The 16,069-nt window shown below is 72.3% G+C and carries 20 protein-coding genes; 10 read left to right on the top strand and 10 right to left on the bottom strand.

What is annotated here, in order from left to right; genetic code table 11:
* The first annotated feature begins 77 nt into the window (after window positions 1–77).
* Window positions 78–1,058 carry a carbohydrate kinase family protein gene (locus AAEP86_RS16360; protein WP_420368334.1) on the top strand — a complete coding sequence of 327 codons (981 nt, stop codon included), beginning with the start codon at window positions 78–80 and terminating at the stop codon, window positions 1,056–1,058.
* A gap of 31 nt (window positions 1,059–1,089) precedes the next feature.
* Here the strand turns inward: AAEP86_RS16360 and AAEP86_RS16355 are convergent, their stop codons facing one another.
* The 5 genes from AAEP86_RS16355 to upp all read right to left on the bottom strand — a co-directional run bounded on the left by AAEP86_RS16355 (window position 1,090) and on the right by upp (window position 7,013).
* Window positions 1,090–2,643 carry a serine hydrolase domain-containing protein gene (locus AAEP86_RS16355; RefSeq protein ID WP_420368333.1) on the bottom strand — a complete coding sequence of 518 codons (1,554 nt, stop codon included), beginning with the start codon at window positions 2,641–2,643 and terminating at the stop codon, window positions 1,090–1,092.
* Window positions 2,640–3,989 (bottom strand): cryptochrome/photolyase family protein, encoded by a 1,350-nt coding sequence (locus tag AAEP86_RS16350; protein WP_420368332.1) that lies wholly within the window; start codon window positions 3,987–3,989, stop codon window positions 2,640–2,642. Before AAEP86_RS16350 ends, AAEP86_RS16355 begins: the two co-directional genes overlap by 4 nt.
* Complete coding sequence (locus tag AAEP86_RS16345) at window positions 3,986–4,498, bottom strand: MarR family winged helix-turn-helix transcriptional regulator (protein WP_420368331.1); 513 nt, start codon at window positions 4,496–4,498, stop codon at window positions 3,986–3,988. The genes AAEP86_RS16350 and AAEP86_RS16345 overlap by 4 nt, the downstream gene beginning before the upstream one ends.
* 613 nt (window positions 4,499–5,111) lie before the next feature.
* Window positions 5,112–5,882 (bottom strand): winged helix-turn-helix domain-containing protein, encoded by a 771-nt coding sequence (locus tag AAEP86_RS16340; RefSeq protein ID WP_420368330.1) that lies wholly within the window; start codon window positions 5,880–5,882, stop codon window positions 5,112–5,114.
* Between the two features lie 495 nt (window positions 5,883–6,377).
* Complete coding sequence (upp, locus tag AAEP86_RS16335) at window positions 6,378–7,013, bottom strand: uracil phosphoribosyltransferase (RefSeq protein ID WP_420368329.1); 636 nt, start codon at window positions 7,011–7,013, stop codon at window positions 6,378–6,380.
* Window positions 7,014–7,089: 76 nt separating this feature from the next.
* On the opposite strand from upp, the gene AAEP86_RS16330 reads away from it, so the two are divergent.
* The gene (locus tag AAEP86_RS16330; protein ID WP_420370518.1) at window positions 7,090–7,521 is read left to right on the top strand and encodes a nucleoside deaminase; all 432 of its coding nucleotides are present in this window, start codon (window positions 7,090–7,092) and stop codon (window positions 7,519–7,521) included.
* A 95-nt stretch (window positions 7,522–7,616) separates the two neighbouring features.
* On the opposite strand, the gene AAEP86_RS16325 is transcribed toward AAEP86_RS16330, so the two are convergent.
* Entirely contained in the window at window positions 7,617–8,573 is a 957-nt protein-coding gene (locus tag AAEP86_RS16325) for a cation diffusion facilitator family transporter (protein ID WP_420368328.1), read from the bottom strand.
* Window positions 8,574–8,638: 65 nt separating this feature from the next.
* On the opposite strand from AAEP86_RS16325, the gene proC reads away from it, so the two are divergent.
* A complete protein-coding gene (gene proC / locus AAEP86_RS16320; protein WP_420368327.1) occupies window positions 8,639–9,469 on the top strand; it encodes a pyrroline-5-carboxylate reductase in 831 nt (276 codons plus the stop codon).
* Between the two features lie 93 nt (window positions 9,470–9,562).
* Here the strand turns inward: proC and AAEP86_RS16315 are convergent, their stop codons facing one another.
* Together AAEP86_RS16315 and AAEP86_RS16310 are read right to left on the bottom strand one after the other, a co-directional pair.
* A complete protein-coding gene (locus AAEP86_RS16315; RefSeq protein ID WP_175529620.1) occupies window positions 9,563–10,255 on the bottom strand; it encodes a potassium channel family protein in 693 nt (230 codons plus the stop codon).
* Window positions 10,248–11,681, bottom strand: coding sequence for a TrkH family potassium uptake protein (locus AAEP86_RS16310; RefSeq protein WP_420368326.1), 1,434 nt, complete (start codon window positions 11,679–11,681; stop codon window positions 10,248–10,250). The genes AAEP86_RS16315 and AAEP86_RS16310 overlap by 8 nt, the downstream gene beginning before the upstream one ends.
* Window positions 11,682–11,753: 72 nt before the next feature.
* On the opposite strand from AAEP86_RS16310, the gene AAEP86_RS16305 reads away from it, so the two are divergent.
* The 5 genes from AAEP86_RS16305 to AAEP86_RS16285 all read left to right on the top strand — a co-directional run bounded on the left by AAEP86_RS16305 (window position 11,754) and on the right by AAEP86_RS16285 (window position 13,390).
* On the top strand, window positions 11,754–12,269 hold the full coding sequence (locus AAEP86_RS16305) for an ArsR/SmtB family transcription factor (RefSeq protein WP_420368325.1): 516 nt from the start codon (window positions 11,754–11,756) through the stop codon (window positions 12,267–12,269).
* Window positions 12,270–12,349: 80 nt separating this feature from the next.
* Window positions 12,350–12,544, top strand: coding sequence for a helix-turn-helix domain-containing protein (locus AAEP86_RS16300; protein WP_022902482.1), 195 nt, complete (start codon window positions 12,350–12,352; stop codon window positions 12,542–12,544).
* Between the two features lie 119 nt (window positions 12,545–12,663).
* Complete coding sequence (locus AAEP86_RS16295) at window positions 12,664–12,762, top strand: 30S ribosomal protein bS22 (protein ID WP_003792170.1); 99 nt, start codon at window positions 12,664–12,666, stop codon at window positions 12,760–12,762.
* Window positions 12,763–12,845: 83 nt separating this feature from the next.
* Window positions 12,846–13,100, top strand: coding sequence for a glutaredoxin family protein (locus tag AAEP86_RS16290; RefSeq protein WP_420368324.1), 255 nt, complete (start codon window positions 12,846–12,848; stop codon window positions 13,098–13,100).
* The gene (locus AAEP86_RS16285) at window positions 13,097–13,390 is read left to right on the top strand and encodes a Dabb family protein (RefSeq protein WP_420368323.1); all 294 of its coding nucleotides are present in this window, start codon (window positions 13,097–13,099) and stop codon (window positions 13,388–13,390) included. Before AAEP86_RS16290 ends, AAEP86_RS16285 begins: the two co-directional genes overlap by 4 nt.
* Before the next feature lie 206 nt (window positions 13,391–13,596).
* On the opposite strand, the gene aspS is transcribed toward AAEP86_RS16285, so the two are convergent.
* Window positions 13,597–14,937 (bottom strand): aspartate--tRNA(Asn) ligase, encoded by a 1,341-nt coding sequence (gene aspS / locus AAEP86_RS16280; protein ID WP_420368322.1) that lies wholly within the window; start codon window positions 14,935–14,937, stop codon window positions 13,597–13,599.
* A gap of 173 nt (window positions 14,938–15,110) precedes the next feature.
* Between aspS and AAEP86_RS16275 the strand changes: the two genes are divergently transcribed.
* Window positions 15,111–15,443, top strand: a complete 333-nt coding sequence (locus AAEP86_RS16275; RefSeq protein ID WP_420368321.1) for a hypothetical protein — start codon at window positions 15,111–15,113, stop codon at window positions 15,441–15,443.
* 4 nt (window positions 15,444–15,447) lie between these two features.
* Window positions 15,448–15,654: a hypothetical protein gene (locus AAEP86_RS16270; protein ID WP_420368320.1), complete on the top strand. Its 207-nt coding sequence runs from the start codon at window positions 15,448–15,450 to the stop codon at window positions 15,652–15,654.
* Here AAEP86_RS16270 and AAEP86_RS16265 read toward each other — a convergent pair.
* Window positions 15,643–16,017 (bottom strand): MerR family transcriptional regulator, encoded by a 375-nt coding sequence (locus tag AAEP86_RS16265; RefSeq protein WP_420370517.1) that lies wholly within the window; start codon window positions 16,015–16,017, stop codon window positions 15,643–15,645. The genes AAEP86_RS16270 and AAEP86_RS16265 overlap by 12 nt on opposite strands.
* Window positions 16,018–16,069: the final 52 nt, after the last annotated feature.

The raw sequence follows: 16,069 nt of genomic DNA, 5'->3' as shown, positions 1-16,069 counted from the left end.
ATATCACCAGCGCTCTCCTTCCCCTTCTGTACGGACGAGAAGTGGAGCTTTCCTCGGCTTCGAGTACCATGGGGCCGATGTCCACCCCGTCCCGACGCTCCGACGCCCCGCCACGTCCCGAAGACGCCCGGGCCGGACGGACGGTCGCCGGTCGACGCCGCGGCGCGGGGAAGCGGTTCCTGGTGGTCGGCGACGTCCTCGACGGCGTGCTCGTCCAGACGAGCGCGACGACCATCGGCGTCCACGACCCGGCGGCGGTGATCCGGCACCGTCCGGCCGGAGCCGCCGGCAACACCGCGACCTGGCTGGGGTGGCTCGGAGCCGACGTGGACCTCGTCGGCCGGGTCGGCGTCGACGACGTCTACCGTCACGAGCGGGCGCTCGGCGACGCCGGTGTGCGCGCACACCTCCGCTACGACGCCCGGACCACGACCGGAGCCGTCGTGTCGGTCCGCAACGAGGACGGCCGGACGGCGATGTCGGACCCTGCGGCGAGCGGTGCACTGACGGCCGAGGACGTCCCGAGCGACCTCGTGGAACGCGCGGACATCGTGCACCTCACCGGGGCGGCGATGTTCGGCGGGGGCGGTGCCGAGCGCATCGCCGCGATGGTCGCCCGCGTCCGCTCGGGCTCCGCTCCCGTGCGGGTGTCGCTCGACCCGTCGTCGTCCGCGGTCGTGCAGACCATCGGTGCCGACGCGTTCCTCGCGGCCCTCGCCGGGGTGGACGTCCTGTTCCCGGACGAGGCCGAGGCCTTGGCGCTGACCGGAGCCGACACCGTGGCGGACGCCGTCGGGGTGCTGACCGAGCGGGTGCCACTCGTCGTCGTCACCCGGGCCCACGAGGGCGTGCTCATCGGACGAGGGGGCCGGAGCCCCCAGCGACTCCCGGTGACCCCGACGACCGTCGTGGACACGCTCGGAGCGGGGGACGCCTTCGCGGCGGGCTTCCTCCGCGCGTGGGCGACGGACCCCGTGCGGGTCGGCGCGGCCGCCCGCGAGGGGACCCGCGTCGCCGCACGCGCACTCGGGTTCGTGGGCGGACGCCCGCCGGTCTGACGGGCGACAGCGTGCGGCGCTGCCGGCCCGGTCAGCGTTCGGTGGGTTCCGCGGTCACGTTCAGCGTCTGCACGCGCCCGGCCGCGAGCGGGGCCAGCCGGATCTCGACGCGCAGCCGCCCGGCGGCCCCCGGCAGCCACCACCGGAGGTGGGACGGTGCCGACGACTCCTGTGCCACCGGCTCGGCCGTGACGTCCGCACCGACGGCGGCGACGGCCTCGGCGATCGCGCGGCGGCGCCGTTCCCAGGGCACGTCCTCAGCGACGTTCGCCGTGCAGACCGCGTCCGCCAGCTCGTCGTCCCAGTCGGCCAGGAGGCGCATGACGGCTGCCTGCGCGGCGTACGTCGCCGCCGCGGTGCGACCGGTACCCGTCGTGGTCGACCCACTCCTCGTGCCGGCCGTCGCAGGGGTGTGCGTGCCGCGGCGACCGTCGGCGTCGGATCGGCCGGCGGCGGCATCCGGTCGGGCGGCGTCGCCGTCCTGCAGGCTCGCCAGCACCAGGTCGAGCGCGCGGTCGGCCGCGACGGAGACCTTCGCCTGGGTGGCGTTCTCGAACGCGACCACCCCCACGCCGTCGCGCACGGACCACCGCATGTGCGCGGAGAAGCCCGGGTAGCCGCCCGAGTGCGACACGAGTTCGCCGAAGCGGGTGTCCTGCTCGACGAAGAGGCCGAAGCCGTACGCCGTCGCACGCGAGGAGGACGGGACGACGGAGGCCGGGACGACCCGCATCGCCTGCTGCATGAGCCGTCGGTCGGCGGGGGAGACCGGCCCGGGTTCCGGAGCCGGGACGAGGTCTTTCGCCGGCTCCGCCGCGGCGCTCGAGGCGAACGCCGACGCGAGGTGTCGACCCCACCGGGCGAGGTCCGTGACGGTGGAGAAGAGGCCGCCGATCGGCGAGAATGCCCCGGGGCCGGAGATCGGCAGCGGTTCCCAGGCGCCGGCGTGCGGACGGACGCCGGTGACGACGGGACGACGGGACTCCGCCGCGCGGAAGACGGTGTCGTCGAGGCCCAGTGGCCGGAGGACGGTGGCCGACGCAACCTCGGAGTAGGGCGCTCCGGCGACCACGGCGATCACACGCCCGAGGAGCGCGTAGCCGAGGTTCGAGTAGGCGAAGCGGGTGCCCGGGACCGAGTCGAACAGCAGGCCGTCGCGGAGCACGGCGTCGAACGCGTCGTCGGACAGGGACTCCTGCCGGTCCGCCCACGGGTCGTCCGTGGGGAAGCCGGCCGCCATGGTGAGGAGCATCCGCAGGGTCGGGACGGGGGAGTCCGGCGTCGGGAGCTCGACCGCGGCGAACGCCGGCACGAACTCGGTCACCGGGGCGTCGAGCTGCACCCGGCCGTCGGCGACGAGGGCGAGCAGGGTCGCCGCCGTGACGCTCTTCGTGCACGAGGCGATCCGGTAGGCCGTGTGCGCGTCCGGTGCCAGGCCGTCGCCGCGGTCACCGTGTCCGCCCGACGCGACCAGGCCGCTCCGGTCGAAGACGCCCCAGACACTGCTCGGAGCGGTCCCCCGCTCGACACGCTCGCGGAAGACCCGGTCGACCTCGGCGAGGACCGCGTCGCCGATGCCCTTCACGACCGACGCATCCGGTCGTACGCGTCGAGGGCACGCTGCCGCGTCGCCTTGAGGTCCACCATCGGCTCCGGTCGGTCCTCGTCCGCGGGCACCCAGCGGTGCACGTACTCACGGTGCGGGTCGAACCGTTCGAGCTGCCGGTCCGGGTTGAAGACGCGGAAGTACGGCGCGGCGTCGAAGCCCGAGCCGGCGACCCACTGCCAGTTGCCGGCGTTGTTGGCGGGGTCGGCGTCCACCAGGGTGTCCCAGAACCACTGCTCGCCGATCCGCCAGTCGACGAGCAGGTTCTTCACCAGGAAGCTCGCGGTGGCCAGGCGCACCCGGTTGTGCATGGCGCCGGAGTGCCAGAGCTCCCGCATGCCGGCGTCGACCAGGTCGAAGCCGGTCGTGCCGGTGCGCCAGCGGTCGATCTCGGCTTCCGGGGCGTCGCGCCAGGGGAACGCGTCGAACTCGCGACGGACGCTCACGGTGGCGATGTCGTCGCAGTGGAAGTACTCGTTCCAGTTGAACTCGCGCCAGGCCAGCTGCCGGAGGAAGGCGGGTGCCTGCTGCCGCTGCGCGGGTTCGAGCCGACCGTGCAGGCGGTGCCACACCTGGTACGGGCTGACCTCGCCCCAGCGCAGGTGCGGCGAGAGGTCGCTCGTGGCGGCCATCGCCGGTTCGTCCCGCTGGTCGTAGTCCTCGAGCGCGTCGGAGACGAAGTCCTCGAGCTTGCGGTGTGCGCCGGCCTCGCCCGGCTCCCAGGCGTCGCGGAGCCCTCCGGCCCAGTCCGGCTTCGTCGGCAGCAACGCCCAGTCGTCGAGGTCGTCGGAGTCGACGTCGGCGGCGGGTGGCAGGTCACGCGGCTTCGGGAGCGGGTGGCGTGGTTCCGGCATCGCCTGCGCAGCGCGCCAGAACGGCGTGAAGACCTTGAACGGCTCGCCCTGTCCGGTCAGGACGGTCCAGGGCTCCCAGAGCAGGTTCGCCGCGAAGCTGTGCGCCTGGGTGCCGGCGTCGGTGAGGGCCGTCTTGATCCCGGCGTCGAGGTCGCGTTCGACACGTCCGTACCGGCGGTTCCAGAACACGGCGTCCGCGCCGGTCTCGGTCACGAGCCGCTGGACGACGTCCGCGGCGGCCCCACGGCGGAGCACGAGGCGCGAGCCCCGGTCGCGCAGCTCGCCGTCGAGGGCGGTGAGCGAGTGGTGCAGCCACCAGCGGCTCGCGGCACCGGCCGGTCGGATGCCGGGGGTCTCCTCGTCGAGCACCACCACGACCGTGACGTCGCCGCCGTGGTCGATCGCGGCACGGAGTGCGGGGTTGTCGGCGAGCCGGAGGTCCTCGCGGAGCCAGACCAGTGCGCCGGTCACACCGCCGCCGCTTCCGGTGCGACGGCGGTCCGGGCGGCTCGACGGCGCGGACCCGACGACCCGGCGGCCGTCCGGAGCTTCGTGCACAGTTCGGTGAGCGTCCGCAGCTCGGTGTCGTCGAGCCCGGCACCGACCTGGTCGGCGATGGTCTGCGCGTGCTGGACCGCGACGGACCGGTAGACGTCGAAGCCGTGGGCGGTGAGCGCCACGATGACCCCGCGTGCGTCGGCGGGGTCCGGCTGCTTCTCGACGATGCCGCGGGCCGCGAGGCGCTCGACGAGACGGCTCACGCTGGGCTGGGTCAGGAGCAGGTGCCCGGTGAGCTCACGCATGCGGCACCGGCGGCCGGGCTGGGTCGACAGGTTGAAGCAGACGTCGTACTCGTTGAACGAGATCTCGTCCGCCGGGAAGTCGGCGTTCAGCGCTCGCATCACGGTGACCTGTGCGCGGAAGAGCGCTTCCCAGGCCGCGACGGCGGTCGCCTTCTCGGTGCGACGTGTCTCGTCCACGGGTCCGCTCCCTCGGGTCGTACGGTCATCCCACACTACCGACGGACGGTGACACCGGCCGCCGCGCACCTGCGGGGACGTCCCCCACCGGGTGCGGCGCCGGCATCCCGGGCGACGGCCTCGACGGACGGCAGTGGACGCAACGAGGGCCGCCCACCAGTTGCCCGGCGGACGGCCCTCTCCCTCGCAGGACGGCGCAGTTCCGGAACGCAACGAGGGCCGCCCGCCAGTTGCCCGGCGGACGGCCCTCTCCCTTGCAGGACGGCGCAGTTCCGGAACGCAACGAGGGCCGCCCACCAGTTGCCCGGCGGACGGCCCTCTCCCTTGCAGGACGGCGCAGTTCCGGAACGCAACGAGGGCCGCCCACCAGTTGCCCGGCGGACGGCCCTCTCCCTTGCAGGACGGCGCAGTTCCGGAACGCAACGAGGGCCGCCCACCAGTTGCCCGGCGGACGGCCCTCTCCCTTGCACCAAGAGTGTCCTGCAATCACATTCCGCAGGCGGTGCCACAGCAAACACCGTCTGCACCATCGACCGTATAACGAACGGGTAACGGCGCGCTAGGGGCCGGAGCAGCCGTTCGCTGCGAGTTCACCGGGAACGCGCCGAGCGGATCAGAAGAGGTCGGGGGACGGCGTCGACGCGTACCGCACCGCCACGTCGGCGTGCCGGTCGAAGCGGTACCCGACACCCCGGACGGTCCGGACGATCTCCTCGAACGCGCCGAGCTTCGACCGCAGACGACGCACGTGCACGTCGATCGTGCGCTCGTTCGGCGTCTCGTCCTCGCCGTCGGACCACAGCCCGTCGATGATGGCCGACCGGTCCACGGTCTGGCCCTCGCGGAGGACGAGGAACTGCAGCAGCTCGAACTCCTTGTACGTCAGGGGCGCGGCCTCGCCGTCGAGCGTCACCCGCTTCCGGGAGATGTCGATGACGACGCCGGTCTCCTCGGGCTCGGGCTTCTCGGTCTGCTTGCGCGCGGCGACGGCGGAGCGGTCCTGCAGCGCCAGCCGGACCACGTCCACGTCGCGGCCGCCCGACCCCTCTGCGGCGACGGCGACGGCGGCGTAGGTCTCGGAGGTGGGGACGAGCTGCGCGGTCAGGGCCTTCAGCTGCTCGACGACCGCGGCGAGCGTGGTGCCGGCCGCCAGGGCCTTCGCCTCGTCGATCCCGACGTACAGGGCGAAGCCGCGGGCCTCGGTGCCCTCCGGGAGGGCACGGTTGCGCTGCGGGGCGACGACCGGACTCGTGGGCACGCCGTCCGTGGCCGGCGGCACGACCGCGGGGCGTCGGGGGCGGATCGGCGTCACGGTCCCGAGGTCGGTGGGCACCGTGGCGGCGGTGCGGCGGTCGGTACGGGGCTGGGCGATGGTGAGCGACATGGCGGTTCTCCGGGCGGTGTGGCTGCGGCGGGATGTGTGGCCGCGGCCGTGTCGAATGCGTCGACCGGGTACGGCGAGAGCCGTGGTGCCCGGCGGTCCTGCTGCGGACCGGGGCGGACCCGGGGTGCGGGGATCGGACCTCGTGACGTGGTGCGTGTCGTCGACGTGGTCGTCACCCGGGGATCACACGCGCGCGACGGGGGTGGTGTCGCGGGGGATCCAGCTGGAACGGGCGCCGATCAGGCACACATTCGACAACGCATGACCGCCGTCGCCGGCATCATCGTGCCGGCAGTCCCCACTGCCCCTGCGAAGGAGCACGCCTCGGAGAGGACGCGGGTGGACACGGTTGCAGTCATGGGACGAGTATCCGCGGTATACCAACGCCGTGTCAACCGTCCGCCCGGACGGTCCGGCAGGCGCGACCACGCGGACGACGGGAGGCGCGGTGCCGTCCGGCACCGCGCCTCCTGTCCGTCGAGCGGCGGGGCCGCGCTACTCGGCCAGGCCGTAGAGGCGGTCGCCGGCGTCGCCGAGCCCGGGCACGATGTAGCCGTTCTCGTCGAGCTTCTCGTCGAGCGCACCGAGCACGATCGAGACGTTGCGGTCGCCGACCGCCTGCTCGACCATGGCGAGGCCCTCGGGCGCACCGAGGATGCACACGCAGGTGACCTCCTCGGCGCCGCGGGCGAAGAGGAAGTCGATCGCCGCTGCGAGCGTCCCGCCGGTGGCGAGCATCGGGTCGAGCACGAAGCACTGCCGACCGGACAGGTCGTCGGGCAGGCGCTCGGCGTAGGTCTGCGGTTCGAGGGTCTGTTCGTTGCGGGCCATGCCGAGGAAGCCGACCTCGGCCGTCGGGACGAGCTTGACCATGCCCTCGAGCATGCCGAGTCCGGCACGGAGGATCGGCACGACGAGCGGACGCGGCTTCGCGATCGAGACGCCCATGGTGTGCGCCACGGGGGTGTCGATCGGCGTGGCGGTCACGCGCACGTTGCGGGTGGCCTCGTACGCCAGGAGCGTCACGAGTTCCTCGGTCAGGGCCCGGAACGTGGGGGAGGGCGTCGTACGGTCGCGGAGCACCGAGAGCTTGTGGGTGATGAGCGGGTGGTCGGCGACGTGGACTCGCATAGGGTCGAGCCTAGCGTGCCCCCGACCACCAGGAGGTCCCGTGGAAGCCCCCGCCGCCCGCCCGTTCGTCCCCGCGATGGAGCGTGCCCTCGACGAGGCCCGCGCCTGCCTGGCGACCGGTGACGTCCCCGTCGGCGCGGTCGTCCTCGACCGGGACGGTGCCGTCGTGGCCGTCGGCCGGAACGAGCGCGAGGCACGACAGGACCCCACGGCGCACGCGGAGGTGCTCGCGCTGCGGGCGGCCGCCGCCGTCACGGGCGACTGGCACCTGGCCGAGCACACGCTCGTCGTGACCCTCGAACCGTGCCCGATGTGTGCCGGCGCGGTCATGGCGGCGCGGGTGCCGCGCGTGGTGTTCGGCGCGTGGGACCCGAAGGCCGGCGCGAGCGGGAGCGTCTACGACATCGCCAGGGACCGGCGGCTGCCCCACCGCTCGGAGGTGGTCGGCGGTGTGCTCGAGGGGGAGTGCGCGGCGCTCCTCGACACCTTCTTCGCGGAGCGTCGCTGAGGCGACCGCACGTCGGACGGGAGACGCGCAGGCGACACCGCCACGCGCCTCCCGTCCGTCGGGTGCCGGCGTCGGTCCGTCGCCGCCCGTCTGGCTCAGTCGGCAGCGCGGATGACGATCGCCTCGGTCGGCGGTCGTGGCCCGGTCCGGAGCACGTCGGGCTCGACGTAGATGACGCGGGCGATGGGGACCGCGGCGCGGATCCGCTGCTCGACGGTGTCGATGCCCGCTGCCACGTCGCCGAGCCGTCGGTCGCCGTCGACCGCGACCTTCACGCCGACCATGAGCTCCTCGGGGCCGAGGTAGAGCGTCTTGATGTGGATGATCGAGTCGACCTCGGGGCCGTCCAGCAGCGCGTGCTTGATGCGCTCGACGTCCGCCGCCGTCGCACCCTCGCCGACCAGGAGGCTCTTCGTCTCGATGCCGAGGACCACCGCGACCGCGATGAGCAGCGCCGCGATGAGCATGGTGCCGATCGCGTCGAAGACGCCGTTGCCGGTGACGGCGGTGAGGCCGACACCGAACAGCGCGAACACGAGGCCGAGCAGGGCGGCGGTGTCCTCGAGCATCACGACCGGCAGTTCGGGCGCCTTGGCCCGGCGGACGAACTGCACCCAGCTCTGCGCGCCCTTCTGCGGACGGGCCTCCTTCAGAGCGGTCCGGAGCGAGAAGCCCTCGAGTCCGATCGCGATCACGAGCACGACGAGCGGCAGCCACCAGTTCTCGAGCGGGTGCGGGTGCGTCAGCTTCTCGATGCCCTCGTAGAGCGAGAAGACGCCGCCGACCGAGAACAGGATGATCGAGACGACGAAGGCGTAGACGTAGCGCTCCCGGCCGTAGCCGAACGGGTGCTCCTCGTCCGCCGCCTTCCGTGCACGACGGCCGCCGAGCAGCAGGAGCAGCTGGTTCGCCGAGTCCGCGAGCGAGTGCACGCCCTCGGCCAGCATCGACGCCGATCCGCTGATCGCCGCGGCGACGAACTTGACGATCGCGATGCCGACGTTGGCACCGAGTGCGGCGAGGATGGCCTTCGTGCCTCCGGAAGCGCTCACGGGTGTCCCTTCTCCCTGACGTGCGCCAACGATCCTAGGCGCGGGCGCTGGGTAGGGTCGGGAGCATGACCATCGAACTGCCCCGCACCGCCCTGCTCGGCGTCGGCTCCATGTCCGGCGCGGTCCTCGACGGGCTGCTGGCCGCCGGGCTCGACCCCGCGACGGTCGCGCTGACGACGAAGTCCGAGGGGTCCGCCGCGGCGCTCCGGGAGCGCGGGCTCGACGCCACGGCCAGCGACACCGACGCCGATGCGAACCGCACCGCCGTCCGTGGCGCGGCCCTCGTCGTGCTCGGGGTGAAGCCCTACGCGATCGGCGACCTGCTCGACGAGGTCGCCGGCGACCTCGAGCCCGGCGTGGTCGTGGTCAGCGTCGCGGTGGGCACGACGATCGCGAGCATGGCGGCGAAGGTGCCGGACGGCGTCCGGATCGTCCGGGCGCTGCCGAACACCCCGATCGGCGTCGGGCACGGTGTGACGGGCATCAGCGCCGGCCCCGCGGCCGACGCGGACGCGGTGGCGCTCGCGTCGCGGGTGTTCGCCGCCTCCGGTGTGGTCATCGAGGTGCCCGAGTCGCAGCTCGACGCCCTGTCCGCCGTGTCCGGCTCCGGGCCGGCCTACGTCTTCCTGCTCGTGGAGCAGTGGCAGCAGGCCGCGGAGTCGCTCGGGTTCACGCACGAGCAGGCCGAGGCGATGGTGCAGGGCACCCTCCGCGGCGCGGTCGAGCTGCTGGGTGCGTCCGGCAGGGAACCGGCCGACCTGCGTCGGGCCGTCACGAGCCCCAAGGGCACGACCGAGCGGGCCGTCGCCGTCCTGCAGCACGCCGATCTGGCCGGGACGTTCGAGCGCGCCTCGCGCGCGGCGATCGCGCGGGCCGAGGAGCTGTCGAAGGCGTAGCTCCCTCGGGAGTCGTGACGCGACGCGACGCGACCCGTCACCGGACGGGAGGCGCGGGTCGGCGCCGGATCGCGCCTCCCGTCCGACCGGTGGTCACTCCAGGGCGGCGAACCGCTCCAGGTCGCCCTCGGTCCCCGAGACGATGATCACGTCGTCCTGCCCGATCACGCTCTCCGGGGTGGCCGGGACGAACGCCTTGCCCGGCGTCTTGATGCCGAGCACCGTCAGGCCGAACCGCGTGCGGATGACCGTCGTCGCGAGGTCCTTCCCGCGGACCGAGGCGGGCGGGAACATCTTGACCACGGCGAAGTCGTCGTCGAACTCGATGAAGTCGAGCATCCGGCCGGACACCAGGTGCGCGGTGCGCTCGCCGGCCTCGCGTTCGGGGTAGACGACGTGGTTGGCGCCGATCCGCGACAGGATGGTGCCGTGCGAGCGGCTGATCGCCTTCGCCCAGATCTGCGGGATGCCGAGGTCGACGAGGTTCGCCGTGATGAGGACGCTCGACTCGAGGTCGCTGCCCGTGCCGACGACCGCGATCGGGAAGTCCTGCGCCCCGATCTGCCGGAGCGCGTCGATGTCGGTCGCGTCGGCCTGCACCGCGTGGGTCACGCGGTCGGACCACTTCTGCACGAGGCCGGCGTCGGTGTCGACGACGAGGACCTCGCGGTCCTGCCGTTCGAGCTGCCCGGCGGTCGCGGCACCGAAGCGGCCGAGGCCGATGACGAGCACCGGGGCGTCGTGGCTGACGGCACCCAGGGGGTGCGGGCGGTTGCGGTCAGCCAACGATCGGCCTCTCCTCGGGGCGGCGGAACAGTTGCCGGCTCTGGCTGGCGGCCAGCGCTGCGGCGATCGTCACTGTACCGACACGACCCAGGAACATCGTGGCGGCGAGCACGTACTTGCCGGACTCCGGCAGGTCGGCGGAGACCCCGGAGGACAGGCCGCAGGTCGCGAACGCGGAGATCACCTCGAACAGCACGCGGTCCAGCGACTCGTGGGTGACCTGCAGGAGGACCACGGTGGCCACCGCGACGATCGTGGCGCCCCACAGCACGACGGCGACCGCGACACGGAGGACGTCGCTCGGGATCCGTCGTCCGAACGCCTCCATGCTCTGTCGACCGCGGGCCTCGGCGACGGCGGCGAGGAACAGGACGGCCAGGGTCGTGACCTTGATGCCGCCGGCGGTCGACGCCGAGCCACCGCCGATGAACATGAGCATGTCCGTGACCAGGAGGCTCGAGCCGTTGAGCTGGTCGAAGTCGACGAGCGAGAAGCCGCCCGAGCGGGTCATCGTGGACAGGAACAGCGCCTGGAACGCCGTGCGGCCCGCGCCCTCCTCGCCGAAGGTCGTCGGGTTCGCGGCCTCGAGGGCGATGTAGACGGCCGCGCCGCCGACGAGCAGCACCCCGCTCGTCGCCAGCGTGAGCTTCACGTGGATCGGCCACCGGCGCGGCGTGCGGAGCTGCTTCGTGAGCGCCCGGATCACCGGGAAGCCGATCGAGCCGGCGACGACGCCGACCATGAGCAGGGACAGGAACCAGTAGTCGTGCGCGAAGGGCTCGAGCCCGGTGGCGTTCGGCACGAACCCGGTGTTCGTGAACGCCATCGCCGCGTAGTAGAACGAGTCGCCGACCGCCGTCCAGAAGGGCATGCCGGCGATGAGCACCGACGGCAGCAGCAGGAGTCCGAGCACGATCTCGATCGACAGCGTGCTCACCGCGACGGTGGCGAGCAGCGTGCCGACCTCGCCGAGGCGAACGGCCTGCCCCTCCGGGACGGCGCCGTGGTGGGTCCGCAGCGGGTTCGAGTCGCCGGCTGCCATGAGCTTCGCCCGGAGGCCGAGCTTCCGGGTGACGAACAGGCCGAGGATGGAGGCGAAGGTCAAGACGCCGACGGCGCCGATCTGCGTGCCGATCACGACGAGCGTCTTCCCGAACACGGACCAGTGGGTCGCCATGTCCACCGTCGCGAGTCCGGTGACGCAGACCACGGACGCCGCGGTGAAGAGGGCGTCGGCGAAGTGGGTCGGTCGGCCGTCCGCGGCGGCCCACGGCGTCATGAACAGGCTCGTGAAGACGAAGATCAGCGCGACGAACACGACGATCGCCAACCGCGACGGCGACGAGCGGAGCGCGGTCCCCAGGCGGGACGGCCGCCGGCGGGTCCCTCCCGACGATCGGGTCGTCGGCTCGTGCCGGTCGAGCATCGTATGCCTCCGGGGACATGGACGGGACGGTTCGCCATGGTACATCCGGGACGCCACGGCTAGCCTTGCCCCATGGCCGACATCTTCAGCGTCGTGGCGGACCCCACCCGACGCGAGCTGCTCGGGGCGCTCCTCTCCGCCTACGGGTCGGACGTGACCGGCGGCGAGCTCAGCGTCGGCCAGCTCGTGGAGCGGCTCGGCGTCAGCCAGCCGACCGTGTCGAAGCACCTGCGCGTCCTCCGGGACATCGGCCTCGTCTCGAGCCGCGAGGAAGGGCAGCACCGCTACTACCGCCTCGACCCGGAGCCGCTCGTCGGCATCGAGGAGTGGGTCCTGCCGTTCACCGGTGCCGTGGACGCCGACGGCACCCCGGCGACGACCGCCTGGACGCTCGACGGCCAGCCGGTGTCGGTGCGCCGCAACGGTGCGGCGGGCAAGGCGACCGTCGAGGTCGGCACCGAGCTCGGCCGCGTGATGGCCGAGGCGTCGCACCGGGCCACGGCCGCGCTCTCCGGTGCCCAGCAGGGCTGGGAGCGCGTCGTGGAGAGCAGCCGGAAGCGCTTCACCCGACGCGGTGACGAGGACTGAGCCCGACCTGGACACCGGTCCCACCGGCCCCTACAGTGTCCAGTGACCACACAGGTCACACCGAGCCCCGAAGGCGGACCATGACCGGCAGTTTCGACGACGTGCGCTTCCTCACCGTCGCTGAGGTCGCCGAGATGATGCGCGTCTCCAAGATGACGGTCTACCGCATGGTCCACGCCGGGGAGCTCCCCGCGATCCGCTTCGGCCGCTCCTTCCGCGTGCCGGAGTCCGCCGTCGCGGACGTGCTGCGCGGCGGCATCGCCGACGTCGGCTGACCCGGGTCGAACCGCTCGCGTTCGACATCGCGTCGGCGCTCCGCTAGACTCGGCGGGGTTGTTTTTCCGCGGTCTCGTTGGCCCGGTGTCCACACAACATCAGTCCGAGTGAGGTCCGTATGGGTTCTGTCATCAAGAAGCGTCGCAAGCGCATGGCGAAGAAGAAGCACCGCAAGCTGCTTCGCAAGACGCGCCACCAGCGCCGCAACAAGAAGTAGGTCACACGACCTGCCGCTGAAGCCCCGGTTCGCCGGGGCTTTCGCTTTTCCCCGGTCGGAACGCGGGCCGTTACAGTGGTGACATGCCCGCCGTGACCCTCCTGACGAAGCCCGGCTGCCACCTCTGCGACGATGCCCGACCGGTCGTCGAACGCATCGTGGCAAGCCACCCGGGGACGACCCTGCAGGAGCTGTCCATCCTCGACGACGACGCCCTCCGGACGGAGTACGCGGAGGACATCCCCGTCGTCCTGGTCGACGGGCGCGTCCACAGCAACTGGCACGTCGACGCCGACCGGCTGCACCGTGCCCTCGAGAAGGCCGAGTCCCGCGCATGATCCACCACGTCGTCTCCTGGACCCTGCGGGAGGACCTCGACCGAGCGACCTCGATCGCCCGGATCCGGGAACTGCTCGTCGGGCTCACCGGCACGATCGGCTCGATCCGGTCCCTCGAGGTCGTCGAGAACGTCGCCTACCCGGGGAAGAACCAGGACGTCGCCGTCGTCGCGACCTTCGACGACCTCGCGGGACTCGACGAGTACCAGGTGCACCCGGAGCACCAGGCCGCGGCGGCGGAGATCCGCGGCCTCGTCACCGGGCGGGCCGCCATCGACTGGCAGGGCTGAGGCCCCGTACCGGCAGGGCTGCGCCCCGCGCCGGCAGGGCTGCGTGCCTCCGTACCGGCAGGGCTGCGTGCCTCCGCACCGGCCCCGGACCGCCGTTGGCGTGCCGCACCGGGACCGGCCGGCGTGGGTACTGCCCCAGTCGACACAGCAACGGCCCCCGTCCGCTGAGGAACGGGGGCCGCTGTCGTGGGCGCGGTGCGCGGTGGCTACGGGGTCAGGCGCGTCGGGCCGCGGAACAGGTACGTGACCTCGCGGATGGACGGCTCGTGCAGCGCGAGCATCAGCACGCGCGCCAGGCCCATGCCGAAGCCCCCGTGCGGCGGGACGCCGTAGCGGAAGAAGTCGAGGTACCAGCCGAGCTCCTCCGGGTCGAGGCCCTTCTCGACGGCCTGCGCCTCGAGGGTCTCCACGCGGTGCTCACGCTGCGCGCCGGTCGAGATCTCCGCGCCGTTGAACAGCAGGTCGTAGCTGTTGGTCAGCGTCGGGTCGTCCGCGTGACGCATGTGGTAGTACGGCCGGATCGAGGCGTCGTAGTCGGTCACGAAGACGAACTCCGAGCCGTGGTGCTCCTTCGCCCAGGCGCTGACGCGGCGCTCGCCCTCGGGGTCGAGGTCGCCGTCGGCTCGCACGACGTCGTGTCCGCTGTCGGCGACGATCTTCCGGGCCTCGGCCAGGGTCACGCGGGGGAACGGGGCCGTCGGGACGACGAACTCGAAGCCGAAGACCTCCTCGATCTGCGCGCCGTACTTCTCCTTGACGGCGGTGAAGCCGGCCACGAGGAGCTCCTCGTGCATGGCCATGACGTCCTCGTGGGACTCGACCCAGGAGATCTCGGCGTCGACGCTGGTGAACTCGGTCGCGTGGCGGCTCGTGAAGGACGGGTCGGCGCGGAAGGCGTCGGCGATCTCGAAGACGGCGCCGAACCCGGCGGGCTGCGCCATCTGCTTGAAGTTCTGCGGCGACTGGGCGAGGTACGCGGTCGTCTCGAAGTACTCGAGCTGGAAGAGCTCGGCGCGGGACTCGGACGCCGAGGCCATCAGCTTCGGGGTGTGGATCTCGATGTAGTCGCGCTCGACCCAGTAGGTGCGGAACGCGTGCTCGAGCGTGGTCTGGATGCGGAAGATGAGGTTCTGCTTGCGGTTGCGTAGGTCGAGGAACCGCCAGTCGAGGCGCTTGTCGAGCGAGGAGTCGTCGGCGATGGGCGTCTCGGGGATGGCCGCGCTGATGACCTCGAGCGAGCCGACCTTGACCTCGAGGCCGCCGAGCTTGACGCGCTCGTCGTGCTTCAGCGTGCCCTGGACGTGCACGAAGGTGCCGTGGGCGAGGCCGGAGACCTCGTTCGTGATGGCGAGCGCGAGCTGCGCGGCGTCGTCGCCGTCCTCGGCCTCGCGCGTCGCCGGGTTGACGAGCTGGACGGCGCCGGACTCGTCGCGGAGCACGACGAACTGCACCTTCTTCTGGTCGCGGACGGTCTCCACCCATCCGGCGACGGAGACGGGCCCGTCAGGGAGTGCGGCGAGGTCGGCGATGCGGGTGCGTTCGATCACGGTCGTTGAGTCTAACGGTCTGCCTCCGGACGCGTCGGTCGGTGCAGGTCCCCGTCCACAGGGCGGCCTCCGCTGCGTGTCGTCCACAGGTCGTGCCTGGAGGCGCGGGGCACGACCGACCGGTCCGTAGCGTTCTCGACATGGCCGGGTCGCGAGCTGGAGGGAGGCCCCGGATGACGACTGGGGTCGAGGGGCTCGCGGCCTGGCCGCCGGCGGCGGTGGCGACCGTGGTCGCGGCTGCGCTGACCGTTGCGCTGACGGCGGTCGCGGCATCGGTCGGCGGCCTGTGGGCGGTGCTGCGGTGGCGACGGGACGTCTCGCGTGAGGAACGGGACCGTGCGTGGTCGCGGTTCGTGTGGACCGTGGACCAGGCGTGCGACGGGGACGTGGGGCGAGCGGAAGTCGGTTTCGCGAGCGCCGATGCGATGTACGAGATGCAGACCCTTCGCGACGGCGATGCCGTGTACGGCAGGGTCGTGCTGCGGATCATCACCGGAAGGGAATGACGTCATGGTGAACGACCCCGTCCAGGAACTCCTCGAGCGACGTGACGAGGAATGGCGTGAACGGATCAGGCGCAAGCACCGGTTCCGGCCGTGGCGAGCGCGCCGGTTGATCTGGGAGCACGACGAGCTCGTCCGGAGACTCGCTGAGTGGCGCGAGGCGCGTCGCGAGCGCCGGCGGCTCATCGAGGCGGGGGAGCTCTCAGGGGAGTGAGGCGCGCAGGGTGCCCAACGTGCCGATGAACTCCTCGGCCATGCCGGCCCGCTCGACGAGCTTCGCGTGCCGTGCCCGAGCGTCGACCAGGAACTCATCGAGCCGGGCGGCGAGCGCCGGGGCGTCGTCGGGGTCCTTCGCCGCGAGACCGTCGACCACCCGGAGCAGTTCCGCCATCTCGTCGAGCGTGAAGCCCAGCGGCTTCATCCGGCGGATCACGAGCAGCCGCTCGAGGTCCTGTTCGGTGTAGACGCGGAACCCCCCCGACGTCCGCTCACTCGGCACGAGCAGGCCGACCTCGTCGTAGTGCCGGATGGTGCGCAGGGACATCTCCGCGCGTTCGGCCAGTTCCCCGATGTGCATGGTGGTGCTCACGTGGCCAACTCTACCCTCACGTGAGGGTAGAGTTCCCCGT

It is taken from the genome of Curtobacterium sp. L1-20, from assembly GCF_048755855.1.
Classification (GTDB): Bacteria; Actinomycetota; Actinomycetes; order Actinomycetales; family Microbacteriaceae; genus Curtobacterium.
Note: the sequence above shows the minus strand (reverse complement) of the source record. Positions and strands in the feature narration are given on the sequence as shown.